The organism is Immundisolibacter sp. (assembly GCF_041625615.1).
Classification (GTDB): domain Bacteria; phylum Pseudomonadota; class Gammaproteobacteria; order Immundisolibacterales; family Immundisolibacteraceae; genus Immundisolibacter.
Genome location: NZ_JBFJTF010000005.1, coordinates 1 through 25,199, shown reverse-complemented (window position 1 = coordinate 25,199; position 25,199 = coordinate 1). Strand labels below are relative to the sequence as shown.

Here is a 25,199-nt window from a genome sequence, read left to right as displayed (position 1 = left end):
GAGGACGCGACATGCTCCCCAAACTGTTCATCATCGCCATGCTGGCCGGCGCCGTCGGCTCTCTGGCATCCGCCGCGCTGGCCATGCTGAAGCCCAGGGATGACCGGCACCGGATGGCCCGGGCGTTGACCTGGCGGGTTGGCCTGTCGGTCGCCCTGTTCCTGATCCTGCTCGGCGGGTTTGCCAGCGGCCTTCTAGCACCGCGGGCTGCACCCACCGCAGCGGCGATCGGTCAGATCCAGTAGACGAACACGAACAGCCCAAGCCACACCACGTCCACGAAATGCCAGTACCAGGCCACCGCCTCGAACCCGAAGTGGTGCTCTGGCGTGAAGTGGCCCTTCATGCAGCGGACCAGGATGACGATCAGCATGATGGTGCCGAGCGTGACGTGGGCACCATGGAACCCGGTCAGCATATAGAAGGTTGCCCCGTAGATCCCCGACGCCAGCGTGAGATTCAGGTCATGCATGGCGTGGGCGTACTCCTCGACCTGGAAGTACAGGAACACCAGACCCAAGGCCACGGTCGCCGCCAGTCCCAGCACTAACTGCGTGCGCTTGTTCTTGAGCAGGCCCCAGTGGGCAATCGTCAGGGTGACGCCACTGGCCAGCAGGATGGCCGTGTTCAGCGCCGGCACGCCCCAGGCCGGAACGGTGGCCTTCGGAATGTCGAAACCCTCGGTCGCCGGCGGGGTCAACAGCGGCCAGGTCGCTTCGAAATCCGGCCACAGGAAGCTGTGCGTGATGGCCTTCATCACGTCACCCTCGCCCGCCAGCCACGGCACCGACAACTGCCGCGCGTAGAACAGTGCGCCGAAGAACGCCGCGAAGAAGAACACTTCCGAGACGATGAACCAGGCCATGCCCCAGCGATAGGAGCGTTCCATCTGGGCGTTGTTCAAGCCCGCCTGACTTTCGCGAATGACGTTGCCGAACCAGCCAAAGACCATGGCCAGCAACAGTACGGTGCCCGCCAGCAGCACGTACTTACCGGCGCCGTGCCCGTGCAGCATGTTGATGCCGCCGATCACCATCGTTGTCAGCGCCACCGAGCCGACGATCGGCCACCGCGTCTGCTCCGGTACGTAATATCCGCCGCTTGCCTGAGCCATTACTGAATACCCTCCCGTGGAATCGAAGCCGGCTCAGGAGCCGGCGGCAGGCGCATGGCCGGCGTGCGACCCGCCGTCCATGCCCTTGTTCAAATCGAAGAACGTGTACGACAACGTCAGTGTGTGTACGTTGTCGGGAAGCTGCGGATCGACACGGAAACGCACTTCCATGTCCTTGCGCTCATGCGCCGCAAGCGTCTGCTCGGTAAAGCAGAAACACTCGAGTTTGTGCAGATGCCGCGCCGCCGCCCCCGGCGCCACGCTGGGAATGGCCTGCCCGACCACCGAGTGATCGGCCCGGTTGTGCGCGACGTACATCGTCTTCGCCATCTCGCCCACCCGCACTTTCATGCGCGGCACGGTCGGGCGAAAGTCCCATGGCAGGTTGCCATTGGTGTTCGCGACGAACTCAACCGTCACCTCGCGCGACTGCGCGGCATCGAGCGGCCCCGAGGTAGCCGGCGCGCCGCCAAGCAACGCCGCCGACTTGCCGTTGATGCCCGTCACCTCGCAGAACACGTCGTACAGCGGCACCAGTGCGAAGCCGAACCCGAACATCAGCACCACCGCCAGCACCAGGCGCCGAACGGTGCGTCCAACAGACGCCTGACTATCCGCCATGAGCGTGTCTCACCTGCATGTATATGGTCAGCACATAGATCATCAGCGCGGCAGCGGCCACCACCAGGACCACCGGCCACACGGGCCGCCGGCGGGGCCGCTGCGAGTCACGGCGACGCGCCATCGGTCAGCGGATTTCCGGCGCCGTGGCAAAGGTGTGATAGGGCGCCGGCGACGGCACCGTCCACTCCAGGCCATGCGAGCCTTCCCATACCCGGTCCGTCGCCTTCACGCCACCGCGGACCGTCTTGATCATGATGTAGACGAACAGCAGCTGCGACAGGCCGAACGCAAACCCACCCAGGCTGGCGATGCGGTTGAAGTCGGCGAACTGCAGCGCGTAGTCCGGGATACGGCGCGGCATGCCCTGCAGGCCCACGAAGTGCATCGGGAAGAACAGCACGTTCACCGAGATCGCCGACAGCCAGAAGTGGAGCTTGCCCAGGCGCTCGTCATACATGTTGCCGGTCCACTTCGGAATCCAGTAATAGGCACCGGCCATCAGGGCAAAGATTGCGCCGGGCACCAGCACGTAATGGAAGTGCGCCACCACGAAATAGGTGTCGTGGTACTGCATGTCGGCCGGGCCGATGGCCAGCATCAGTCCCGAGAAACCACCGATGGTGAACAGGAACACGAAGGCGATCGCGAACAGCATGGGCGTCTCGAAGGTAATCGAGCCGCGCCACATGGTGGCGACCCAGTTGAACACCTTCACGCCGGTCGGCACCGCGATCAGCATGGTGGCGTACATGAAGTAGATCTCGCCCGCCACCGGCATGCCGGTGGTGAACATGTGGTGCGCCCAGACGATGAACGACAGGAACGCGATGGCCGAGATGGCGTACACCATCGAGGCGTAACCGAAGATCTGCTTGCGGGCGAAGGTCGGGATGATCTCCGACACCACGCCGAACGACGGCAGGATCATGATGTACACCTCGGGGTGCCCGAAGAACCAGAAGATATGCTGGAACAACACCGGGTCACCGCCGCCGGCGGCGCTGAAGAAGCTGGTGCCGAAATGACGGTCCGTCAGCATCATGGTCACCGCGCCGGCCAACACCGGCATGACCGCGATCAGCAGGAACGCCGTCACCAGCCAGGTCCAGCAGAACAGCGGCATCTTCATCAGCGTCATGCCGGGCGCGCGCATGTTCAGCACGGTGGCGATGACGTTGATGGCACCCATGATGGACGAGATGCCCATCAGGTGGACGGCGAAGATGAAGACGTCGGTCGTGTCCGGTGCGAAGGTGGTCGACAGCGGCGCATAGAACGTCCAGCCGAAGGCCGGCGCGCCGCCCTCCATGAACCAGGTGCTCAGCAACAGCGCGAACGCGAACGGCAGCAGCCAGAAGCTCCAGTTGTTCATGCGCGGCAAGGCCATGTCCGGCGCCCCGACCATCAGCGGGATCATCCAGTTGGCGAAACCGGTCCACGCCGGCATCACCGCACCGAACACCATGATCAGACCGTGCATGGTGGTCAGGCGGTTGAACATCTCCGGCTCGACCAGCTGCAGGCCGGGCTGGAACAGCTCGGCGCGGATCATCATGGCCAGCGCGCCGCCGGTCAGGAACATGATCAGCGCCAGCCACAGGTACAGGCTGCCGATGTCCTTGTGATTGGTGGTGAACAACCAGCGGCTCAAGCCGCGCGCCGGGCCGTGATGATGATCGACTTCGTGGGCCACAGTAGCCATGCCGTGTTCTCCGAACGTGGTCTCGTTACGTTGCTTGCAGGGGCCGCGGCTCAGCGCGCCGCCTTGATCTGCGAAGGCTGCACCAGGTCGCCCATGGTGTTGCCGAAGGCATTGCGCTCATAGGTGATCACTGCCGCCAGATCGACATCATTGAGCTGCCCGGCGAACGCCTGCATGGCCGTGCCGGCCTTGCCGTTGAGCACGATGTCGACATGCCCCTCGATCGGGCCGGTCGTCAGGGGGGCACCGACCAGCGACGGGAACGCCGGCGGGATGCCCTGGCCATTGGCCTGGTGGCAGGCCACGCAATAGGTACCGTAAACCTCTTTGCCGCGCTCAACCAGCTCGTCCATGGTCCACTCGCGATCGGCGCCGCTCTTGGCCGCCTCGGCCTCCGCTTTCTTGGTCTCCAGCCAGGCGTCGTAGTCCTCCTGGGTCTTGGCCTCTACGACGATCGGCATGAAGCCGTGGTCCTTGCCGCACAGCTCGGCGCACTGACCGCGATACACGCCCGGCTCGGGAATGCTGGTCCAGGCATCGCTGATGAAACCGGGCACCGTGTCCTGCTTCCACCCCAGCGCCGGCACCCACCAGGAGTGGATCACGTCATTGGACGTGAACACGAAACGGATGCGGGTGTCGACCGGCACCACCAGCGGTTCGTCCACCTCGAGCAGGTAGTTCTCCACCGCCGCCGGATTGGCCTTGACCGCGTCACGGCTGCTGGCCGCCAGGTTGCTGAAGAAGCTGACGTCCTGATCGATGTATTCGTACTGCCAGCGCCACTGATAGCCGGTGACCTTGATGGTCAACTCTGAATTGGACGTGTCTTCCAGGGTCAGCAGTGCCTTGGTCGCGGGCGCCGCCATGGCGATCAGAATCAGCACGGGAATGGCCGTCCAGATCACCTCAACCGTGGTGTTCTCATGGAAATTGGCCGCCACCGCGCCGCGCGACTTGCGAAACGCGAACAGCGCATAAAACATGGCGCCGAACACCACCACGCCAATGACCACGCAGACCCACAGCGAAATCATGTGCAGGTCATAGGCGGTACGGCTGGCATCGGTAACCCCGCGCACGAGGTTCATCTCGTAACCGGCCTGCGCCGTACCGGCGCACAAGCCACCGGCGCTCAACGCCAATAAGCCGCGCATCAGCCGATTCTTCTGGAGTGCCATGTTCAAAAACCCATCTCCCTGTTCAAACCGTCGCCAGGCCATGCAGCCTCATGTTCAGGTGTGGCAGCCCGCCGGAGCGCGCTGCCCAGTGTGTCGGCCAACCGGCGCCGCTCGGCGCCACTCAAAAATTCCCCCACATCCACAAACCGGCCGTGTGAGCCGATCTGCAGCATCCCGGCGGCAGAACCGTCCGGCCGCCAGCGGGTACACGCCCAGGCTCTCTGGAAATCGTCCCGCCGACCGCCAGTACGCACCACCACCAGCCGCTCCCGGCTGACAAGGATCACCTGCCGCCGATACGTGGCGCGCGAACAGCAGTACAGGCCAACGCCGACCGCAGCCACTTCCAGGCCACTGAACGGCGCCACCCACCAAAGCCCATGCCACGCGAAGCCGCCAGCGATCAGGCTGCTGACGGCTGCCAGCACGTAGAAGAAGCGCTTGGTTTCAGCCCAACTCTGCGAGCGATTCGGACGCAGCTCGCAACGCCAGTGGCCGAGCCCCGTCCGCGTCACTTCAAGCGCCACCGTCACCTCCAGCTGCGCCTGAAACGCCGTCGGGTGCGACAAAAAGCCGCGCGAATACTACCTTTCAGGCCGTTCCCTGACAAGCCGACAAACAGGCGCCGCGCGTTTCTTGACGCCCATCAAGCGCCCGGGGGCGCACCGATCAGGACCTGGATATCCAGTTGCTGCGCCAGCTGTTCGGGCGCTGCGCCCGGCGCATGGGGCAATATCCCAAGACACGGCACCGGCAGCCGGCGGCGCAGGGTGTCGATGTTGCGGCCGGCCAGTTCGAAATCCGGCTGCACGGCACTGCCCACCCAGCCGACCAGCCGGACACCGGTCCGGCCGATGTCGGCGGCGGTCAGCAGCGCATGGTTCAGACATCCCAGACGCAGCCCGACCACCAGCACGACCGGCAGGGCGAGATGACAGGCCAGATCGGCCACGTCGCCGGCCGGACCCAGCGGCACCCGCCAGCCGCCGACGCCCTCCACCACCACGGCATCGGCCTGCGCCCGCAGGGCGTCCAGCGCCTGCCCGATGCGGTTGAAATCAATATCCACCCCGGCGTCCTCGGCCGCCAGATGCGGCGCCACCGGGGCCGGAAACGCGTACGGGTTGATCAACGCGTACGGCACATCCAGGCCACTGGCAGCGGCCAGGGCGACGGCATCGTCGTTGCGCCAGCCATGCGCCGTGGCCTCGCAACCACTGGCGACCGGCTTCATGCCGGCCACACGCCGGCCGTGCGCCCGCAGCGCCGCGACCAGGGCGGCGGCGGCCAGCGTCTTGCCAGCACCGGTGTCGGTACCGGTAATGAACCAGGCATCAGTCATCGGCTTGTACGGGGTGGATGAAACAACAAAGGCCGCGCGTCGTCGGTGCGCGGCGGTATGCTGGCCAGTGGCTTCCAGGCATGGGCGTGAACCACCTCGGCGGTCGCCGGCAAGCGTCCGTCGACACGCCGACTTTCGTAGGCGGCACGCAGCGCGGCCCAGTCCCGGCGACCGGTCAGGCCGCGCCGGCGCGCGGCCGTGAGGTTAGGAACGCCACCGCGCCGCAGGTCGGCCAGCAGGCCGTCCAGGTCCGGGTACGTGAGGCAGAACCGCTCCACGTCGAGCACCGGATTCTCGAAACCGGCACGGCCGAGCGCGTCACCGACATCGTGCATGTCCACGAATTCCATCACGTGGGGATACGCGTCCACGCCCTGCCAGGCCGCGCGCAGTTCGCCCAGGGTATCCGGCCCAAGACTGGTGAACATGAACAACCCGCCCGGCCGCAACACGCGCCAGGCCTCGCGCAACACCGCGCCGGGCGCCTCGCACAGGTAAAGACACAGGTTGCTGAACACCAGATCGACGCTGGCATCGGCCAGCGGCAGCGCCTGCGCGTCGGCACAGATGCCGTCGCGCCGCTTCCACCACCCGCGTCGACGCTGCGCGTGGCGCACCATGTCGAGCGCGAAGTCGACGCTGAACACCCGCGCACCACGGTAGCGCTTGCGCAACGCACGCCCGGCCAGGCCGGGACCGCTGCCAAGGTCCACGATCACCTGCGGCGTCAGACGCACCAGGTCCAGCCGCTCCAGGCAATGCGCCAGGACAGCTTTCTGCAGCACCGCGCCGGCCTCGTACTGCCGCGCGGCACGCCCGCAGGCGCGGCGCAGCAGCCGCCGGTCCAGCCGCAACGCGGCGCCGTCGCCGGCATCCGGCCTCGCGTTCGGCACCATCAGTCGGTCTCCGGCAGCGTGGCGAGGGCTTCGAGCAGGCGGTCCACGTCCCCCTCTCCGTGCGCCGCCGTCAACACGATGCGCAGTCGCGCGGTTCCCTGCGGCACGGTCGGCGGCCGCACGGCCGGCACCAGCAGGCCGCACGCCTCGAGGTGCGCGCTCCAGGCCAGGGCCCGCGAGCTGCTGCCGGCGATCAGCGGCTGGATCGGCGTGTCCGACGCCAGCAACGGCAGCCCAAGCTGCCCGACGCCATCTCGAAAACGCCGAATCAGGAACGCCAGTTTTTCGCGTCGCCAGGACTCGGCACGCGCCAGGCGCAACGCGACCCGCGTCGCCTCGGCCAGGGCCGGCGGCAACGCCGTGGTGTAGATATAGCTGCGGGCGTGCTGGATGAGCGTTTCGATCAGCGCCTCGCTGCCCGCCACGAAGGCGCCAAAGCAGCCCAGGGCCTTGCCCAGGGTGCCCATCAGCACCGGCACCGCCGCCGTGTCGAGGCCAGCCTGTGCCAGGCTGCCCGCCCCTTCCGGCCCCAACACACCGAAACCGTGGGCGTCATCCGCCATCAGCCAGGCACCGGTGCGCTGCGCCAGCGCCGCCAGTTCGGCCAGCGGCGCCAGGTTGCCGTCCATGCTGAACACCGCATCGGTGACGATCAGCCGGCGCGGCGCATTCACGGCAGCCAGCAGCCGCTGCAGGTGCGCCACGTCGCAGTGAGGGTAAATCTGCACCTCGGCGCGACTCAGGCGCGCGGCGTCGATCAGCGAGGCGTGGTTCAGGCGGTCGGAGAACACCACCCCGTTGCGGTCCAGCAGCGCGCCAAGCACCCCGACATTGGCCATGTAGCCGGTCGAGAACAACAGCGCCCGCGGCCGGCCAACGGCATCGGCCAGTTCCTCTTCCAGCGCGTGATGGGCGGCGGTATGGCCAGCCAGCAGGTGCGAGGCGCCGGCGCCGACACCCCACCGCTCGCTCCCCCTGGCCAATCCCGCACTCACCTCGGGGTGATTGGCGAGACCCAGGTAGTCGTTGCTGCAGAAGGTCAGCAGCGCGCCTTCGCCGAACACCCGCCCCGGTTCCTGTGGCGACTGGGCGACACGCCGCTGCCGGTACAGGTCCGCCGCCCGACGGGCCGCGAGGCCCGCCTCCAGATCGAAGCTCACCCGCCGGCGGCCGCCTGTGCCGGCGGCGCCGCGCAGCGCGCGACCGGCTCGGCGGCCTGAATGCCCAGCCGCTCGAACAGCGCGCGGTCGCGCTCGGCCGCCGGGTTGCCGGTGGTGAGCAGCTTGTCGCCGTAGAAGATCGAGTTGGCGCCGGCCAGGAAACACAGCGCCTGCAGCGCATCGTCCATGCTCTCGCGACCGGCCGACAGACGCACCACGGAGGCCGGCATCAGCAGCCGTGCCACGGCGATGGTGCGCACGAACTCGAGCGGATCGAGCGCCGCGGTACCGGCCAGCGGGGTGCCCGCCACCTGCACCAGGTAGTTGATCGGCACGCTTTGCGGGTGCTCGGGCAGGTTGGCCAGGGATTCGAGCAGGCCGACCCGGTCATCGCGCGACTCGCCCATGCCGACGATGCCGCCGCAGCACACATTGACGCCCGCCTCGCGCACCTGCGCCAGGGTATCGAGCCGGTCATCGAAAGTACGGGTGGTGATGATCTCGCCGTAATACTCGGGCGAGGTATCGAGGTTGTGGTTGTAGTAGTCCAGCCCGGCGTCCTTCAGGCGCGTCGCCTGATCGCCCTTGAGCATGCCCAGCGTCACACAGGTCTCCAGGCCCAGCGCCTTGACCTCGCGCACCATGTCCAGCACCCGGCCGAAGTCCTTCTCGCGCGGGCTGCGCCAGGCGGCCCCCATGCAAAAGCGGCTGGCGCCGGCATCGCGGGCGGCCCGCGCGGCGCTGACCACCGCCTCCACATCCATCAACGCCTCACGCTCGAGGTCTGCCGCATGGTGGGCACTTTGCGGGCAATAGCCGCAGTCCTCCGGGCAGGCACCGGTCTTGATGCTCAGCAACGTGCTTACCTGCACTGCGTTCGGGTCGAAGTGGGCACGATGGGTGCACTGGGCGCGGTACAGCAGGTCGCTGAACGGCAGATCGAACAGCGCACGGATCTCGTCGCGCGTCCAGTCGTGGCGGATGGCGGTCACAGGCGGACTCCGGAGGGTGAAAAACATCACGGTGCGGCGGGCGCCGCGGGCGTCAGAATAGCGGCGGGCCGACCCTTGTCAACCTGGCATGCGAAGAAAAGTTGACGAAAAGCTCGACGCCCTGCTGGCGTTCGTGTTGCCGCCGCAGTGCACCCTGTGCGGCGCCGAGGGTGACCGCCGGCTGCCGCTGTGCACGGATTGCCGCGCGGACCTGCCGTGGCTGGGCCACGCCTGCCGGCTGTGCGCGGAACCCTTGCCGCTGAGCAGTGTGTGCGGCCGCTGTCTGCGCCGCGCACCGCCACAGCATGCTGCCCACGCGGCCTTCCATTACGCGCCACCGCTGGACCGGCTGGTGCAGGGCCTGAAGTTCGGCGGGCGCCTGGGTCTCGCCCGCCTGACCGGCGCCCTGCTGGCCGAGGCGGCCCGCAACGGCCAATGGCCGCGACCACAGGCACTGATGCCGGTGCCACTGCACGACGCCCGCCTGCGCCAGCGCGGCTACGACCAGGCGCAGGTGCTCACCCGCGAGGTCGGCCGGCGCCTGAGCATTCCGGTCGAAAGCCACCGTTGCCGGCGCCAGCGGCACACCGCGCCGCAGTCCGGCCTGGCGCCGGCGCAGCGCCGACGCAACCTGCGCGGCGCATTCGACGTGTCGCCCCTGCTGGCGCTGGACCACGTCGCGATCGTGGACGATGTCATGACCACCGGCGCCACCGTAGGGGCGCTGGCCACGGCACTGAAGCGCGCCGGCGTGGCACGGGTCGACGTATGGGCACTGTGCCGGGCCGGTCGCTGAGCTGCCGTCGGGCGAGGTGTGGCGACGGGCACCGCCCGCCCTCGCTACCAGGCCAGCGCGCCGACCAGCTCCCCCACCCCCGCGTGCCGGCCTGCACGCAGGTAGTCGATGATGCCGGCGTTGATGGTCGGGCAGATCAGCGGGTCGTAGAACAGCGCCGTTCCGACACCCACCGCGCTGGCGCCGGCCAGCAGGAACTCGAGCGCATCGTCGGCACCCGCCACGCCTCCCTGGCCGATGATCGGCACGCCGTGCGCCTTCGCCACCTCGTATACCTGGCGAACCTTGAGCAGCGCCACGGGCTTGATCGCCGGCCCGGACAAGCCACCCTGACGGTTGCCGAGCACCGGCCGACGGGCCTTGAGGTCGATGGCCATGCCCTGCAGCGTGTTGATGGCAGCGAACGCATCGGTTCCCGCCTCGATGCAGCGGCGGGCGTTCTCGGCAATGTCGGTCTGATTTGGCGATAGCTTTGTAATCAGCGGCTTGCGGGTCATTTCTCGACACGCGCTGACCACGCGCGCCGACATATCCGGATCGTTGCCAAACTGCACGCCACCGGCCTTGACGTTGGGGCACGAGATGTTCAGCTCGATCGCGGCGACCGGTGAGTCGTCGAAGATGCGCGTCACCTCGGCGTACTCTTCCACCGTGGCGCCGGACACGTTGGCGGCGTACAGCGTCTGGGAATAATCCAGTCGCGGCAGAATGTCGCGCACCACCGCCCGCGCGCCCGGATTCTGCAACCCGATGGCGTTCAGCATGCCCTCCGGGGTCTCGGCCAAGCGGTGCGGCGCGTTACCCAGGCGCGGCTCCAGCGTGGTGCCCTTGAGCACCACCATGCCCACGTCGCTGTGGCTGAAGCCGGCGACACGCGTATATTCCTGCCCGAATCCCACACAGCCGGACAGCAGCACCAGCGGCGTGCGCATCTGCAGGCCGCAAAATTCGGTGCGCAGCAACTCGGCTTCGCTCAGCATCTGGTGCCCGTGTTCCACGTCATTCTCTTGTCACCACAGATTCCGCCCAATACCGGAAACATCATACGGCTGTGCGCCAACACCGGCGCCGCCCTGCACCTGGTCGAGCCGCTCGGCTTCGAGCCGGACGATGCGCGCCTGCGCCGCGCCGGCCTCGACTACCACGAGTACGCCAGCGTGCGCCGCCATCCAGACCTGGCCGCCTGCCTGACCGCGCTCGGCCACCCACGGCTGTGGGCGTTCAGCACCCGCGGCCGGCGCGCCTTTGCGGATGTGGCCTATCAGCCGGGCGACGCCCTGCTGTTCGGCGCCGAGACCAGCGGCCTGCCGGACACCGTGCTGGACGCCCTGGCGCCAACGCAGATACTCCGGCTGCCCATGCGCCCCGGAAGCCGCAGCCTCAACCTGTCGAACGCGGTGGCGGTCACGGTATTCGAGGCCTGGCGCCAGCACGGCTACGCAGGCGCCAGCTGACCGCATACGGCCTGACTTCAGAACTCGTCCGTGGGCGCGCGCGCCAGCAGCGCCTGCATGGCGTCACGCGCCGCGCATCCCTCGTACAACACGCTGTACACCGCCGCACAGATGGGCATCTGCACCGTGAATCGCTGCGCCAGGCGCTGTACGGCCCGGACGGTGACCGCACCCTCGGCCACCTGCCCCAGCGCCTCGCTGGCCTGCTGCAGGGTCTTGCCCGCCGCCAAGGCCAGCCCCAGCCGCCGGTTGCGGGACTGGTCGTCGGTGCAGGTCAGCAGCAGGTCACCAAGACCACCCAGGCCCAGCAGCGTCTGCGGCTGGGCGCCCAGCGCCACGCCGAGCCGCTGCACTTCGACCAGGCCGCGCGTCACCAGCGCCGCCCGCGCATTGGCGCCGAACCCGGCACCGTCGGCCATACCGGCGGCGATCGCCAGCACGTTCTTGACCGCACCGCCCACCTGCACACCAATCGGATCATCACTGCGATAGGCGCGCAGCGCGTCGCCATGCAGACGCCGCACCCAGGCGTCGGCATCCGCCGCCTGCCGGGCGGCAACCACCAGCGCCGTCGGCAGATTCAGGGCCACCTCGGCGGCAAAACTCGGGCCGGAAATCACGACACCTTCCACCTGGGGGCCCAATTCCTCGGCCAGCACCTCGTGCAACAGGTTCCCGGAATCGCGTTCGAAGCCCTTGCTGGCCCAGGCCAGCTGCCGCCAGTCGGCCAGCGGCGCCAACTGCCGCAGGAGTTCCCGAAAGGCACTGCTTGGCACCGCCACCAGCACGCCGTCGGCACCCGCCACCGCCGCGTCGAGCGCGGCCGTGGCCGTCACTCCGGTCGGCAGCACCAGATCCGGCAGATAGCGCGCGTTCACACGCAGCGCGTTCATGGCCGCGGCATCAGCGGCGCTCCGCGTCCACAGGCGAACGGCATGACCGCGGCGCGCCAGCGCGATGGCCAGCGCCGTGCCCCACGAGCCGGCGCCCAGTACCGCCAGTGTGTCGGTCACGACCGAGTCGGCCGGATCAGTGAGTGACCTGACCGTCGCCCGCTGCGCCCTGCTGGCGCTGCAGATGCTGCTGATACAGCGCCTCGAAGTTCACCGGCGACAGCAGCAGCGGCGGGAACCCGCCGGCCACCGTCGCGTCCGACACCACCTGGCGGGCATAGGGAAACAACACGTTCGGACAGGTCACGCCCAGAACCCAGCCCAGCTGCTCGGGTGCGACGTTCTCGATGTGGAACAGGCCGGCCTGCTGGACTTCGACCAGAAACACCGTGTCTTCGCCACTGCGCACCGTGGCGGTGACGTTGACCACCACCTCGTGCAGGTTCTCGCCCACCTGCGCGGCACCCGCCCCCAACTGCAGGTCGATCTGCGGCTGCGCGTTGCTGTCGAATATCTGCGGAGCCTTGGGCGACTCGAAGGACATGTCCTTCAGGTAAATGCGGCGGATGTTGAACTGCGCCTGCGGCGCCTGGGCAGCCGCGCCGGCCGAATCGGACATGGAAATTTCCTCGAACGTAAAAAGCGGTTACTCGCCGGCCAGCAGGGCGTCCAGCCTTCCGGCCCGCTCCAGGGCAGCGAGATCGTCATAGCCTCCGACGTGGTGCTCACCGACGAAAATCTGCGGCACCGTGCGTCGCCCGCTACGCTGTTCCATCTCGGCGCGCCGCGCCGGGTCCATGTCCACCGGAATTTCGGTGAAAGCGACGCCCTTGTCCTGCAGCAATCGCTTTGCCATGGCGCAGTAGCCACACAGCGCGCCGGTATAAATCGTGACCATGACTGACAATCCTGAACCTGAAACGTGGCGACGGGTCATTTCACCAGTGGCAGCTGCGCCTGGGCCCAGCCACCGACGCCGCCCTTGAGCACATACACCTGTTCCACGCCCTGCCCGCGCAGCGCGCGCGCCAGGCCGAACAGTGACTGACGCGGCGATGTCACCAGCACCACCGGGCGCTGCTTGGCCTTGCGCTGCTTGGCCAACCAGCCGGCAGCCGCGTCCGGCGCGAGGTTAACCGCACTGGCCAGGTGACCGGCGGCGAACTGCTCCGCCGGGCGCAAGTCCAGCACCGTGGCGCCGTCATTGATCAGGCGTACCGCGTCACCGGGCGGCACGCTGCGGTAACCGAGCAAACCCTCGACCTGATAGGTGAGCCACAGCAGGGCGGCCACGCAGGTGAAGGCTGCGAACAATTCGATATTGGCGAGAATGAAAGCCATGCGGGGAAAACACTCGGGCAAAACGCGGCGCTGGGAGCAGCGCGAGCGAAAGTTTACTATGCGCGCTGCCTGATTCACCCCGACCGTCCGGCCCGGTGTCCATCGTCCCCAATATTCTGCTGCCGGTCGGCCTGGCCGTCGTACTGCTGCTGTGCGGCATCACACCGGCCCGCGCCGACGAAGCGGCGCAAGCCAAGTCACGCCTGGAACGCCTGACCGAGGAACTTGGCCAGGCCGTGGGCACCTTGCGCAAACAACTGTTCGAACGCGACAACCTGCGCGAACGCCTGGCCGAGGCCGATCGCCAGGTGGCGCAGGTCAACGCTCGCCTGCGCCAGACACAGGCAGAAGTCAACGCCGTCGAACAGCGACTGCGCGAGCTGCGCACCCAGCAGGAGGCCGCGCAGGCGGACATCGAACGCCGCCGCCACACGCTCGCTCGCAGCCTGGCGCTGGCCGCGCGGGGCGGCGCCGGGGACCGCCTGAAACTGCTGCTGAAACAGCAGGACCCCACCGTGTTGGCGCGCCACCTGCGCTACCAGCGTTACCTGGCACAGGCGCAGGTAACGCGCCTGGAGACCCTGCAGGCCCAGCTGGACCGCTTCGCCGAGCGCGAGCTGCAGATCGCCGCCGATGCGGACACGCTGGCGCAGCGGCAGCAGGATCTCGAACGGCAGCAGCAGCAGCTCGCGGCGCGGCGCGAGGAACGCAAGGCGTTACTGGCGCGCGCCGAGGAACAGGTGAACCGCGGCGAACAGCGGGTACAGGCGCTGGAAAAGGATCGCCGCGAGTTGAACGCGCTGCTGCGGGACATCGCCCGGCGTGCAGCGCGCGAGCGCGAACGCGAGCAGGAACGCCAGCGCGCGCGCCGCGACAAAACGCCGGCCGATGGTGCCAAGCTCGGCCCGCTGGTGAGCGCCGAGCCCACACCCACCTTGTCCGGCCAGCGCTTCTCGGCGCTGCGCAGGCGCCTGCCGTGGCCGATCAGCGGCCGCCTCAAGGCGAATTACGGCAGCTCACGGGCAAGCGGACGTACCCGCTGGGACGGCGTGGTGATCGATGCCAAGCCCGGCGCCTCGGTGCGCAGCATCCACGCCGGGAAGGTCGTATATGCCGACGTACTGGGCGGTTACGGCCTGCTGGTCATCGTCGATCACGGCGAAGGCTACATGAGCCTTTACGGTTACAACGATGCCGTACTCAAACGGCCCGGCCAGCGCGTGCGTGGAGGCGAGGTCATCGCCACCGTGGGTGACCGGGGCGATGCCAGCGGCGTGTATTTCGAGATTCGCCACCGTGGCAAGCCGGTCAACCCGGCCGCCTGGTGCGGCAGCTGAACCGACGCCGTCAGGCCAACCAGTCGCGTGGCCTGAGGTATTTCTCGGTCAGCTCCGCCTCCGGCGTTCCGGGCTCGGCCTGCCAGCGGTAACGCCAGGATGCCAACGCCGGCATGGACACCAGGATCGACTCCGCCCGGCCACCGCTTTGGATACCAAAGCGCGTGCCACGGTCGTGCAGCAGGTTGAATTCCACGTAGCGACCGCGCCGGAACAGCTGAAAGTCGCGTTCGCGCTCGCCGTAGGCGGTGTGCTTGCGACGCGCCACCAGCGGCTGATAGGCAGTGATGTAGTGTTCGCCGACGCTGCGCAGGAAGGCGAATGCCCGCGCGAAGCCGCCGGCGTCGTAATCGTCGAAGAAGATGCCGCCGATGCCCCGCTGCTCACCCCGGTGGTGATTGCAGAAATACTCGTCGCACCAGCGCTTCAGGCGCGGATACAGCTCGACGCCGAACGGCGCGCAGGCAGCCTGTGCCTGACGGTGCCAGAACACGCAGTCCTCGTCGAAACCGTAGTACGGGGTGAGGTCGAAGCCACCGCCGAACCACCACACCGGGGCGTCGTCCGGCCGGTGCGCCACGAACAGGCGCACATTGGCATGCGACGTCGGCACGTAGGGATTCAGCGGATGGGTGACCAAAGACACCCCCAGCGCCTCGAACCGACAGCCGGCGAGCCCCGGGTGGCGTTCGCTGGCGGTGCCCGGCAACGCCGAGCCGTGCACGTGCGAGAAGTTCACAGCGCCCCGCTCGATGACTGCGCCGCCTTCCAGCACACGCGTGCGCCCGCCACCGCCGGCGGCGTGCTGCCAGGAATCCTCAAGGAAGCGCGCCCGGCCGTCCTCGGCCTCCAGCATGGCGCAGATACGATCCTGCAGATCCGTGAGATAGGCGGCAACCGCCGCGACGTCGACCGTGCTCATCGTGTCATCCTGCTCGAAGGCGTCCCGGCCCCCTGCCGGCACGCCGTCAATCCGTCGCCTGCTCGCGCGCCACCGCCCGGTAACCGATGTCACTGCGGTAGTACGCCTGCGGCCAGGCAACGTCCCGCACCAGCGCATAGGCCGCCTGCTGCGCCTGCGCCACGGTGTCACCCAGGGCGGTGGCGCACAGCACCCGGCCGCCCGCGGTCACCACCCGCGCGTCCCGCAGGGCCGTACCGGCGTGAAACACCTTGGCATCCGCCGGATCCGGCCGGGGCAAGGCCGGTATCGGCGTGCCCTTGGCGTAATCCCCGGGATAGCCGGCCGCCGCCAGCACCACGCCCAGCGCCGGTCGCGCATCCCACTCGGCCTCGACCCGGTCGAGCCGGCCATCGAGGGCCGCCTCGATCAGACCCACCAGGTCCGAACGCAGGCGCAGCAGCAGGGGTTGCGTTTCCGGGTCGCCCAGGCGGCAATTGAACTCGAGCACGCGCGGGGCACCGTTGACGTCGATCATGACACCGGCATACAGAAACCCCGTGTAGGGCGTGCCCTCGGCAGCCAGGGCCGCCACGGTCGGCTCGATCACCTCGCGCAGGATGCGCGCGTGCACCGGCCCGGTCACCACCGGCGCCGGCGAATAGGCCCCCATGCCACCGGTATTCGGGCCACGGTCCCCGTCGTCGCGTGCTTTGTGATCCTGCGAACTGGCCAACGGCAGGATATGCCCACCGTCGACCATGACGATGAAGCTCGCTTCCTCGCCGTCCAGGAAGTCCTCGACCACCACCCGCGCGCCGGCGCCACCGAAGGCACCTTCGCCGAGCATTGCCTGCAGCGCGGCGCGCGCCTGCTCGCGGCTGTCGCAGATCACCACGCCCTTGCCGGCAGCCAACCCATCGGCCTTGATCACCATCGGCAGCGGCCGCCGCTCGACATGGTCCAGGGCCGCCGCGAGGTCGTCGAAGGTCTCGTACCCGGCGGTGGGAATGCGGTGCCGGCGCAGGAAATCCTTGGCAAACGCCTTGCTGCCCTCCAACTGCGCCGCCGCCTGGCGCGGCCCGAAACACCGCCGCCCGGCGGCAGCAAAGGCATCCACCACGCCCGCCACCAGGGGCGCTTCGGGACCGACCACGGTCAGATCGATGCGCTCTTGCTGCGCAAACGCCAGCAGGCCAGCCACGTCCTCGGCGGCGATGTCGACGTTGGCTACCTTCGGCTCACCGGCAGTCCCGGCGTTACCGGGCGCCACAAACACCTGCTGCACACGTGGCGATTGCGCCAATTTCCAGGCCAGGGCGTGCTCACGGCCACCCGAGCCAATCACCAGAAGTTTCACGGATCGTCCTCTTCCAGATAACGTTCAGCCGGCGTGCCGGGCGCGCCAGGCGCGCACCGTCACCACCGCCAGCGTGACCACCGTCAGCGGCACCACGAATCCCATCATCACCCGTCCGAACAGTGGCGCGGCGTCATGGCCGGTCCCGTCCAGCAACAGATACGCGGTATAGGCGATGTAGTAGCCCAGGAACAGGCCGCCTTCCCAACGGGCGATGCGGTGCCCGCTGAAGAAAATCGGCAGGCAGGCGAACGCCACCCCCGTCATCACCGGCAGATCGAAGGTGCGCGCCGCCGCGCTGACCGGCATCCCGCCCGTGGCAACCGCGGCGCTCGCGCCGAGCACCACCAGCAGGTTGTAGATATTGCTGCCCACCACGTTGCCGACCGCCATCTCACCCTGACCCCGCATCGTGGCCACGGCGGACGCGGCGATTTCCGGCAGCGAGGTGCCCACGGCCACCACCGTGAGACCCACCACCAGTTCGCTGATGCCGAGCCCCAACGCAATGGACACGGCCGCCGTCACCAGCGCGCGCGCGCCCAGCACCAGCACCAGCAGGCCGACGCACACCAGCGCCAGGTCACGCCACCACACCGCGCGCACGCTCGGATCGGGGACATCCTCGGCCGCCCGGGCAGCCGCCGACTCGCGCCGCGCCAGACGGATCAGCACAACCGTGTAGGCCACTGCCCCGAGCACCAGCGCCGCCCCTTCGACACGGCCGATACGCCCGTCGTAGGCCAGAGCCATGACCAGCACCGACACTGCCAGCATCACGGGCACGTCCAACCGGATCAACTGGCGCGCCACCAGCAGCGGCGCCACCAGTGCGCTCAGGCCCAGTATCAGCAGCACGTTGGCGATGTTGCTACCGACCACGTTGCCGACGGCGATGGCCGGCACACCGCTGAGCGCCGCATCGACGCCGATTGCCAGCTCGGGCGCACTGGTGCCGAACGCCATCACGGTCAGGCCCACCACCAGCGGTGACAGACCGGTAGCCACCGCCAGCCGCGTGGCGCCACGGATCATCAGTTCGGCGCCGCCGAGCAGCAGGACCAGGCCGACGATGAGCAATAAAGCGGTCTGCATGCCGCCTCAGTGACGGAAGTGGCGCACGCCGGTGAACACCATGGCCATGCCGTGTTCGTCGGCGGCGGCGATCACCTCGGCGTCACGCATCGAGCCTCCGGGCTGGATGACGGCCGCGATACCACGTTCCGCGGCGGCGTCGAGGCCGTCGCGGAAAGGGAAAAACGCATCCGACGCCATCACCGCGCCGGTCAGTTCAAACGCCGCCTCGGCCGCCTTCAGCGCGGCGATGCGCGCCGAGTCGACGCGAGACATCTGCCCGGCGCCGATGCCCAGCGTGCGCCGGTCACCGGCATAGACGATGGCGTTGGACTTGACGTACTTGGCCACCTCCCAGGCAAACACCAGGTCGTCGAGTTCAGCGGCCGTGGGCGCGCGGCGCGTGACGACCTTGAGATCGCTCGCAGCCAGCACGTGCGTGTCGGCAGTCTGAATGAGCATGCCGGAGCCGACCCGCTTGACCTCGTGCGTGTTGCGCCCGTCACCCGGCGGTATCTCCAGCACACGGATGTTCGGCTTGCCGGCGGTCACCGCCAGGGCGCTGGCGTCCACCGCCGGGGCGATGATGACCTCGGCGAACTGCCGGCCGATGATGGCCTCGGCCGCGGCAGCGTCGAGTGGCCCGTTGAAGGCGATGATGCCCCCGAAAGCGGACGTCGGGTCACAGGCATGGGCGCGCTCGTACGCCTCGGCCAGGTTGGCGCCCAGCGCCACACCGCAGGGGTTGGCGTGCTTCACGATCACGCAGGCCGGCGCCTGGAAGCTGCGCACCGCCTCCCAGGCGGCATCGGCATCGGTCAGGTTGTTGTAGGAAAGCGCCTTGCCCTGCAGCTGCCTGAACGTGGCCAGCGTACCGGGCGCCGGGTACAGATCGCGATAGAACGCCGCCTGCTGATGCGGGTTCTCGCCGTAACGCAGGTCCATCACCTTCACGAAGCGGCCGTTGGCCTGCCCCGGGAACTCGCCGCGCGCACCGTCCGGACCGATCGAGGACAGGTAATCGCTGATGGCGGCGTCGTAATTGGCGACGTGATTGAAGGCCGCCACCGCCAGCGCGAAACGCTCGGCGTCCCCCACCCCGCCGCTGGCCTCGATCTGGCCGATGGCGGCGTCGTACTGCGCCGGCTCGGTCAGCACCGCCAGGTGACGGAAGTTCTTGGCCGCCTCGCGCAGCATGGCCGGTCCGCCGATGTCGATCTGCTCGACGGCCTCCTCCAGCGTGCAATCGGGACGCGCCACGGTGGCCTCGAACGGGTACAGGTTCAGCACCAGCAGGTCGATCGGCGCGATGCCGTGCGCCGCCATCACCGCGTCGTCCGGGCCACGCCGGCCGAGCAGCCCGCCATGGATCAGCGGATGCAGGGTCTTGACCCGGCCATCCATGATTTCCGGAAATCCGGTGACCTCGGCCACCTCCTGCACCGTAAGCCCGGCCTCGCGCAGGGCGCGGCAGGTGCCACCGGTGGAAACGAGCTCAATGCCCAGGGCGGCCAGGCGGCGGGCGAGATCCACCACGCCCGTCTTGTCCGACACGCTGAGCAGGGCGCGGCGTACGCTGTGTGTCACGGCAAACCTGTCAGGAGAAAAGCAAAAACGCGGCGTGCGGCACCCTGCCGACACACCGTCAATACATTCAACTCAAAGCCCGTACTGCTGCAGCTTCTTGCGCAGGGTGTTGCGGTTGATGCCAAGCATCTCGGCAGCACGGCAACGGTTGCCGCGCGCGCGCTCCATCACTACCGCCAACAAGGGCTTTTCGATCTGTGACAGCAGCAACTGGTACAAGTCGGTGGGGCTGCTGTCGCCCAGCGCGTCCAGGTAACGGCGCACCGTGGTCTCGACGCACTGCCCCAGCGGCTGGTCGGCGCAGGTGCCAGGCAGCGGCACCGCCAAACCCTGATCCGCAGGAACGCTGACATCGGCAGGCTTCATTCTTAGGCTCCCTGGGAACGCCGCCGCGAGGCCGACACAACGTCCGACACGACGGGGGCAGGTCCGTTGATCAGTTCAGAGCCGGTCGCGTTGCCCGCGGGTAGCAACCGGGGCGCCATGGTAGCCCAATGCGACCGGCCGTGGCAGCCGCGGCGGCCTGTCAGTGCACTGTGAAACGGAAACTCGCCGCCTCGGTACCGGGGTCCGCCAACGGCAAGCGGACGTGCACGGCGGCATCGGCGGCGAACATTTCTTCGCCCTGGTTCAACGCCGGCAGAAACTCGGCTGGCTCGAACAGACGCCCCGCCACAGTGCTGCCGTCGGGCGCCGTCAGAGACAGCGCCAGCCGCGGCCACGGCTGTGCCGCCTGCGCCTGGTTGCGCAGCGACACCACCGCCAGCAGCGCGTCGGCATACTCGGGATGCGAGGTGACCCGGGCGGCGCTTATGTCGATGGCGGACAGGTCGCGAAATGCCGGCACCTGGCAGCCCAGGTAGTGACAGACCACGCCATACAGCGCGTGAAAGCGTGGATAAACCACCAGCCGGTCGCGCGCCAACCATGCCAGTTGGGCCACCAGCAGCAGCACCAGCGCGACCAGCGCACCGGCCCGCACGATGCCGCCGCCACCGGCACCCGTCGCCGCTGCCGCCGAGGCGTAGGCGGGACGCGGTATGGGGTCGGTATCCGACACCGGCGCGCTGAACAGTTCGTGGCACACACCACAGCGCACCCTGCGATGCGACGGAAGTTGCGGCGGCGCGCGGAACACCGTGCCGCACGCAGGGCATCGCAACAACGCCGCCTGCGCGTTCACTGTTTTACGGCCTCCACACACACCCACCCCTGATCGACACGGGCGGGCCTGAACTGCAGAGCCGGCGAATATGCGGACACAAGGCCTTCCAGCTGAGATTCGAGCACGCCGGATAGTAGCAAAACCCCGCCGGGGCGCAGCAACGCCACCAGGCTTGGCGCCAGGTCGATCAGCACCGGCGCCAGTATGTTGGCCAGCACCAGATCCACCGGCGCCGACAGCGCCGCCGGTTCACATGCGTGCACCCGGTCCGCCACCGCATTGCGTCCGGCGTTGTCGGCCGTGGCGCGCAGCGCCTGCGGATCCAGGTCGGTGGCCTGCACATGACGGGCGCCCAGCAACGCCGCCGCCACCGCCAGAATGCCGGAGCCGCAGCCGTAGTCGACGACCTCGAGATGGCGCGGTGGGTGCTCGGCCAGCCAGCGCAGGCACCCGGCGGTGGTGGGGTGTGACCCGGTGCCGAACGCCAACCCGGCATCCAGGCGCAACACGCAGGCATCCGGCGCCGGCGCCGGCGCATCCGCCGGGCACACCCACAAGCGCCCGCCGAAATGGCGCACCGTCACGTCCTGGCCACGGCGCACCCAGTCGTCGTCGGTCAACGGTTCGCAGCTGACGGCCACCAAGCCACCGGCACGCAGCAACGCCTGCAACGGCTGCGGGTCGTAGTCGCCGGCAAACAGCGCCACCACCCGTACCTCGGGCCACAACGGCGTCTGCCCCGGCGCCGGCTCCAGCACCGGACAGTCGGCGGCATCAAGGCTGGTCACCGCCAGCGCTCCGGCCGCCTCCAGCAGGTCGCACACGTGCGCGTGCCGCATCGCCGGCGCCAAGAACTCGATGTTCAGCCAGTCCACATCATTCTCCCAACCTCGAACGGCGCATCAGGGCTGGACCACCGGGCGCCGGGCTGCCGCCGTCAACGCCCCCAGGCACAAGGCAAGGAACACCGCGCCGGCTGCCGTCAGGGCGTGCCGGTGATCGGTCGCCGACAACGGCTCGAACAGTCCCAGCAACAGGACCGCCAGCGCCATGCTGGCCATCTGGCCGACCAAGCGCGCGGTCTGCATGACGCCGGCCGCCAGGCCGAACGCCGACGGCGGCACCGCACCCAGTGCGGCGTGCTGGTTCGGCGGCACGAACAGTGCCGTACCGACACCAATGCAGCCCAGCGCCACCGGCAGCAGGCCATAGACGCCGGTCACCCCGACCAGCGTCACCAGCGCCAGCCCGGTCGACGTCAGCACGAGACCACCCACCGTCAGGTAACGCGCCGGCAGACGGTCGGCCAGGCGTCCGGCCGGCGTCGCCAACACCGTCTGCAGCACCGGCTGGACGGCCAGCAGCAGGCCGGTGCGCGCCGCGCCGCTGCCCATCCCCTGCTGCAGCACCAGGCTGAGCACGTAACTCAGGCCGAACACGCCGCTGTAATGCAACAGCGCCGCGCTGGCGGAGTAGCGCAAGCCCTGGCCGGGCGCCAGCAGGCGCAGGTCGATCAACGGGTCCGTTGCACGCCGTTGGTGGGCAACGAACAGCCACAGCAAGACGCCGGCCAGCACCAGCAGAACCAGCGCATCCCAGTGCTGCGGGCGGCCGGAAGCGAGCCAGAACACACCCAGAGCCGCCCCCAGCAGCAGCGCCCCGGTCAGGTCAAAGCGCCCGCCATGACCGCTGGCCCGCGTCGACGGCAGCCCGCGCCACAGCGCCAGCGCCACCAGCAGACCTGTCACGCCGGTCAGATAGAACAGCGACTGCCACCCGAACGCCTGCGTCAACACACCGCCCAGCGCCGGACCGGCGGTGAGACCCACGTAGGTCACCGTGATGTTGAATCCGATCACCCGTCCGCGGCGACTGGGCGGCACCAATTGCGCCAGCAACGCCGAACTGGTGCCAAACACGCACGCCGAGCCGGCGCCCTGAACCAGACGCAGACCGATCTGCGCGATTGGATCCACCACCCAGGCACACAACAGGCTGGTCAGCGCGATGGTGGCCGCGCCCAAGGCCAGCACCGGTCCGCGGCCGTACAGGTCGCCGGCCCGCGCCACCGGCATCATGAACACCGCCGCGGTCACGAAATAGGCGCTGGTGTACCAGCCGGCCTGCGCCGCGGAGAAGCCGCGCGCCTCGGCGATCTGCGGCAGCGCGACCACGATGCCGGTGGCGATGAACGGCCCCAGAAAGCTGGCCAGTGGAATCAGCAGCAGCGCAAGGCCTGGCCGTGCGCCGCCTTGGTGGGCGACCACCGCTAGACCGCGTGGGGTCGCGGCGTGGCCGTCTCACCGACACGTGCCTCTCGCCGCCCGGCCAGGAGCATGTACACCACGGGCACCACGTACAGGCTGAAGACAGACCCGACCAACAAACCGCCAATGATCACCCAGCCGATCGGGTGCCGTGTTTCGGCACCGGCTCCCCGGGCGAGGGCCAGCGGCACCGCCGCCAGCAGCATGGTGGCCGAGGTCATCATGATCGGCCGCAGGCGCAACACGGAGGCGCGCACCAGCGCCTCCTTGGCCGCCATGCCGCCAGCACGCAACTGGCGCGTGAACTCGACGATGAGGATGCCGTTCTTGGCGGTCAGACCGATCAGCATCACCATGCCGATCTGGCTGTAGACGTTCAGGGTGTTGCCGGTCAGATACAGCGCGGCGACGGCGCCGACCACCGCCAGCGGCACCGACAGCAGAATCACCAGTGGATCGCGGAAGCTTTCGAACTGCGCCGACAGCACCAGGTAGATGAACACGAGCGCCAGACCGAACGTGAAGATCAACGCCTGGCTGGCTTCCTTGAACTCGCGCGAGATGCCGTCGTAGTCGATGCGCCCGCCCGGCGGCAGGATCTGCCGAGCCTCGCGCGCCAGCCAGTCCAGCACCTCGCCCAGGGCGTGCCCCGGCGCGATGTTGGCGCTGATCTTGGCCGCCCGCAGGCGATTGAAATGATTCAGCTCGCGTGGCGCGACCGCCTCACGCAGGGTGGCAACGTTGTCCACCTGCACCAGCGAACCGTCACCGGCCCGCAGATAGATGTCGGTCAGGTCGGTGGGCTGACGGCGCGCGTCGTCGGTAAGCTTGACGACGACGTCGTACTGCTTGCCGGCGCGCTTGAAGCGCGTCACCTCGCGCCCGCCCAGCAACGTCTCCAGGGTGCGGCCGACCTCGGCGGCGCCGATGCCCAGATTGGCCAGCTTGTCCCGGTTCACGTCCACCTTCAGCTGCGGCTTGTTCAGCTTCAGGTCCGTGTCGAGGTTGATCAGCGCCGGGTTCTGCGCCGCCCGCGCCATCAGTGTGTCGACCGCCACCTGCAACTCCTCCCAGGTGTCGGCCTGCATCACGAACTGCACCGGCGTTTCCCGGTAGCCGCCCATGCCCAGCGAGGCACGGTTGATGGGAAACGCCAGCACGCCCGGCATGGCGCCGAGCTTCGGCGCCAGCTCGCGGGTGATGTCGAACTGGCTGCGCGTGCGCTCCTGCCACGGCACGACGGTGGCAAACGAGGCGCCGACATTGACCGGTGCCGGACGCGCCACCCCGGGCGACACCACCATGAACAGCGTCTTCATCTCCGGCACGTCGGCCAGTATCTGCTCCGCCTGCAGCATGTTGCGGTACATGTAGTCGTAGGTGGCGCCCTCGGGCCCGAGCATCAGCACCACGAAATCCGAACGGTCCTCGAACGGCGACAGCTCGGACTGCAGCTGCGTGAACATCCAGGCGCCGACGCCGCCCACCCCGAGTGCCACCACCAGCACCAGCACCCAGGCGTTGAGCGCGAACCGCAAGGTCTTCTCGTAACCACGGTTCAGCGCCACGAAAAACCGCTCCGTGAACTGGTAGGCGGCGTTGTGCTGCGAGTGCCTGAGAATGCGCCCGCACAGCATCGGCACCAGCGTCAGCGCGACGAAACCGGACACCGCCACCGCGCCCGCCACCGCCAGCGCGAATTCGCGGAACAGGCGGCCGGTGGTGCCGGTCTGGAACGCCATCGGCACGAACACCGCCACCAGCGTGATGGTCATGGCCAGCACGGCGAAGCCAATCTCACGACCGCCGGCCAGCGCCGCCTCGCGCGGCGCCAGGCCTTCCTCGATGCGCCGGTAGATGTTCTCCAGCACCACGATGGCGTCATCCACCACCAGGCCGATCGCGAGTACCAGCGCCAGCAGGGTGAGGACGTTGATGGAGAAGCCGAGGGCCCACATCACTGCGAACGATCCGATCAGCGACACCGGAATCACCAGCACCGGAATCAGCGTC

Annotated in this window: 27 protein-coding genes; 4 read left to right on the top strand and 23 right to left on the bottom strand. The window is 68.4% G+C overall.

Annotation, left to right across the window (positions count from 1 at the left end; all coding sequences use genetic code 11):
* Window positions 1-11 precede the first annotated feature (11 nt).
* Window positions 12-245 carry a DUF2909 domain-containing protein gene (locus ABYX71_RS00805; RefSeq protein WP_372693942.1) on the top strand — a complete coding sequence of 78 codons (234 nt, stop codon included), beginning with the start codon at window positions 12-14 and terminating at the stop codon, window positions 243-245.
* On the opposite strand, the gene ABYX71_RS00800 is transcribed toward ABYX71_RS00805, so the two are convergent.
* From ABYX71_RS00800 to bioB, 9 genes are all read right to left on the bottom strand, one after another.
* On the bottom strand, window positions 233-1,114 hold the full coding sequence (locus ABYX71_RS00800; RefSeq protein ID WP_372693940.1) for a cytochrome c oxidase subunit 3: 882 nt from the start codon (window positions 1,112-1,114) through the stop codon (window positions 233-235). The two genes, ABYX71_RS00805 and ABYX71_RS00800, sit on opposite strands and share 13 nt — an antisense overlap.
* A gap of 33 nt (window positions 1,115-1,147) precedes the next feature.
* Window positions 1,148-1,735, bottom strand: a complete 588-nt coding sequence (locus ABYX71_RS00795; RefSeq protein WP_372693938.1) for a cytochrome c oxidase assembly protein — start codon at window positions 1,733-1,735, stop codon at window positions 1,148-1,150.
* A 127-nt stretch (window positions 1,736-1,862) separates the two neighbouring features.
* Entirely contained in the window at window positions 1,863-3,440 is a 1,578-nt protein-coding gene (gene ctaD / locus ABYX71_RS00790) for a cytochrome c oxidase subunit I (RefSeq protein WP_372693936.1), read from the bottom strand.
* 50 nt (window positions 3,441-3,490) lie between these two features.
* Window positions 3,491-4,621 carry a cytochrome c oxidase subunit II gene (gene coxB / locus ABYX71_RS00785; RefSeq protein WP_372693960.1) on the bottom strand — a complete coding sequence of 377 codons (1,131 nt, stop codon included), beginning with the start codon at window positions 4,619-4,621 and terminating at the stop codon, window positions 3,491-3,493.
* A gap of 2 nt (window positions 4,622-4,623) precedes the next feature.
* Complete coding sequence (locus ABYX71_RS00780; protein WP_372693934.1) at window positions 4,624-5,148, bottom strand: DUF2244 domain-containing protein; 525 nt, start codon at window positions 5,146-5,148, stop codon at window positions 4,624-4,626.
* Between the two features lie 119 nt (window positions 5,149-5,267).
* Window positions 5,268-5,963 (bottom strand): dethiobiotin synthase, encoded by a 696-nt coding sequence (gene bioD / locus ABYX71_RS00775; RefSeq protein WP_372693932.1) that lies wholly within the window; start codon window positions 5,961-5,963, stop codon window positions 5,268-5,270.
* On the bottom strand, window positions 5,960-6,859 hold the full coding sequence (locus tag ABYX71_RS00770) for a methyltransferase domain-containing protein (protein ID WP_372693930.1): 900 nt from the start codon (window positions 6,857-6,859) through the stop codon (window positions 5,960-5,962). Before ABYX71_RS00770 ends, bioD begins: the two co-directional genes overlap by 4 nt.
* Window positions 6,859-8,019 (bottom strand): 8-amino-7-oxononanoate synthase, encoded by a 1,161-nt coding sequence (gene bioF, locus ABYX71_RS00765; protein WP_372693928.1) that lies wholly within the window; start codon window positions 8,017-8,019, stop codon window positions 6,859-6,861. Before bioF ends, ABYX71_RS00770 begins: the two co-directional genes overlap by 1 nt.
* Window positions 8,016-9,038, bottom strand: a complete 1,023-nt coding sequence (gene bioB / locus ABYX71_RS00760; protein WP_372693926.1) for a biotin synthase BioB — start codon at window positions 9,036-9,038, stop codon at window positions 8,016-8,018. The genes bioF and bioB overlap by 4 nt, the downstream gene beginning before the upstream one ends.
* 61 nt (window positions 9,039-9,099) lie before the next feature.
* Here bioB and ABYX71_RS00755 point away from each other — a divergent pair, with 61 nt between their 5' ends.
* Window positions 9,100-9,807: a ComF family protein gene (locus ABYX71_RS00755; protein ID WP_372693924.1), complete on the top strand. Its 708-nt coding sequence runs from the start codon at window positions 9,100-9,102 to the stop codon at window positions 9,805-9,807.
* A gap of 44 nt (window positions 9,808-9,851) precedes the next feature.
* Here ABYX71_RS00755 and ABYX71_RS00750 read toward each other — a convergent pair whose 3' ends face one another.
* Entirely contained in the window at window positions 9,852-10,784 is a 933-nt protein-coding gene (locus ABYX71_RS00750) for a dihydroorotate dehydrogenase (RefSeq protein ID WP_372693958.1), read from the bottom strand.
* Between the two features lie 12 nt (window positions 10,785-10,796).
* On the opposite strand from ABYX71_RS00750, the gene ABYX71_RS00745 reads away from it, so the two are divergent.
* A complete protein-coding gene (locus ABYX71_RS00745; protein WP_372693922.1) occupies window positions 10,797-11,261 on the top strand; it encodes a tRNA (cytidine(34)-2'-O)-methyltransferase in 465 nt (154 codons plus the stop codon).
* A gap of 17 nt (window positions 11,262-11,278) precedes the next feature.
* Here the strand turns inward: ABYX71_RS00745 and ABYX71_RS00740 are convergent, their stop codons facing one another.
* Genes ABYX71_RS00740 through ABYX71_RS00725 form a run of 4 tightly spaced genes read right to left on the bottom strand, consistent with a single transcriptional unit; the run spans window position 11,279 to window position 13,495 of the window.
* Complete coding sequence (locus tag ABYX71_RS00740) at window positions 11,279-12,274, bottom strand: NAD(P)H-dependent glycerol-3-phosphate dehydrogenase (protein ID WP_372693920.1); 996 nt, start codon at window positions 12,272-12,274, stop codon at window positions 11,279-11,281.
* Between the two features lie 16 nt (window positions 12,275-12,290).
* Window positions 12,291-12,773, bottom strand: coding sequence for a protein-export chaperone SecB (gene secB, locus ABYX71_RS00735; RefSeq protein ID WP_372693918.1), 483 nt, complete (start codon window positions 12,771-12,773; stop codon window positions 12,291-12,293).
* A 27-nt stretch (window positions 12,774-12,800) separates the two neighbouring features.
* Complete coding sequence (grxC, locus tag ABYX71_RS00730; RefSeq protein WP_372693916.1) at window positions 12,801-13,052, bottom strand: glutaredoxin 3; 252 nt, start codon at window positions 13,050-13,052, stop codon at window positions 12,801-12,803.
* A gap of 35 nt (window positions 13,053-13,087) precedes the next feature.
* Window positions 13,088-13,495, bottom strand: a complete 408-nt coding sequence (locus ABYX71_RS00725; RefSeq protein WP_372693914.1) for a rhodanese-like domain-containing protein — start codon at window positions 13,493-13,495, stop codon at window positions 13,088-13,090.
* 95 nt (window positions 13,496-13,590) lie between these two features.
* On the opposite strand from ABYX71_RS00725, the gene ABYX71_RS00720 reads away from it, so the two are divergent.
* The gene (locus tag ABYX71_RS00720) at window positions 13,591-14,832 is read left to right on the top strand and encodes a murein hydrolase activator EnvC (protein WP_372693912.1); all 1,242 of its coding nucleotides are present in this window, start codon (window positions 13,591-13,593) and stop codon (window positions 14,830-14,832) included.
* Between the two features lie 10 nt (window positions 14,833-14,842).
* Here the strand turns inward: ABYX71_RS00720 and hemF are convergent, their stop codons facing one another.
* From hemF to ABYX71_RS00675, 9 genes are all read right to left on the bottom strand, one after another.
* Window positions 14,843-15,754: an oxygen-dependent coproporphyrinogen oxidase gene (hemF, locus tag ABYX71_RS00715; RefSeq protein ID WP_372693910.1), complete on the bottom strand. Its 912-nt coding sequence runs from the start codon at window positions 15,752-15,754 to the stop codon at window positions 14,843-14,845.
* A 46-nt stretch (window positions 15,755-15,800) separates the two neighbouring features.
* A complete protein-coding gene (gene purD / locus ABYX71_RS00710) occupies window positions 15,801-17,093 on the bottom strand; it encodes a phosphoribosylamine--glycine ligase (protein ID WP_372693908.1) in 1,293 nt (430 codons plus the stop codon).
* Between the two features lie 24 nt (window positions 17,094-17,117).
* The gene (locus ABYX71_RS00705; protein ID WP_372693906.1) at window positions 17,118-18,188 is read right to left on the bottom strand and encodes a calcium/sodium antiporter; all 1,071 of its coding nucleotides are present in this window, start codon (window positions 18,186-18,188) and stop codon (window positions 17,118-17,120) included.
* A 6-nt stretch (window positions 18,189-18,194) separates the two neighbouring features.
* Window positions 18,195-19,754: a bifunctional phosphoribosylaminoimidazolecarboxamide formyltransferase/IMP cyclohydrolase gene (gene purH, locus ABYX71_RS00700; protein WP_372693904.1), complete on the bottom strand. Its 1,560-nt coding sequence runs from the start codon at window positions 19,752-19,754 to the stop codon at window positions 18,195-18,197.
* Window positions 19,755-19,826: 72 nt separating this feature from the next.
* The gene (locus ABYX71_RS00695) at window positions 19,827-20,120 is read right to left on the bottom strand and encodes a helix-turn-helix domain-containing protein (protein ID WP_372693902.1); all 294 of its coding nucleotides are present in this window, start codon (window positions 20,118-20,120) and stop codon (window positions 19,827-19,829) included.
* A gap of 160 nt (window positions 20,121-20,280) precedes the next feature.
* A complete protein-coding gene (locus ABYX71_RS00690; RefSeq protein ID WP_372693900.1) occupies window positions 20,281-20,841 on the bottom strand; it encodes a DUF3426 domain-containing protein in 561 nt (186 codons plus the stop codon).
* A gap of 92 nt (window positions 20,842-20,933) precedes the next feature.
* The gene (gene prmA, locus ABYX71_RS00685) at window positions 20,934-21,794 is read right to left on the bottom strand and encodes a 50S ribosomal protein L11 methyltransferase (protein ID WP_372693899.1); all 861 of its coding nucleotides are present in this window, start codon (window positions 21,792-21,794) and stop codon (window positions 20,934-20,936) included.
* A 27-nt stretch (window positions 21,795-21,821) separates the two neighbouring features.
* Window positions 21,822-23,186, bottom strand: coding sequence for an MFS transporter (locus ABYX71_RS00680; RefSeq protein ID WP_372693897.1), 1,365 nt, complete (start codon window positions 23,184-23,186; stop codon window positions 21,822-21,824).
* A gap of 2 nt (window positions 23,187-23,188) precedes the next feature.
* The coding region (locus ABYX71_RS00675) for an efflux RND transporter permease subunit (protein ID WP_372693895.1) at window positions 23,189-25,199 on the bottom strand (2,011 nt) is incomplete at its 5' end.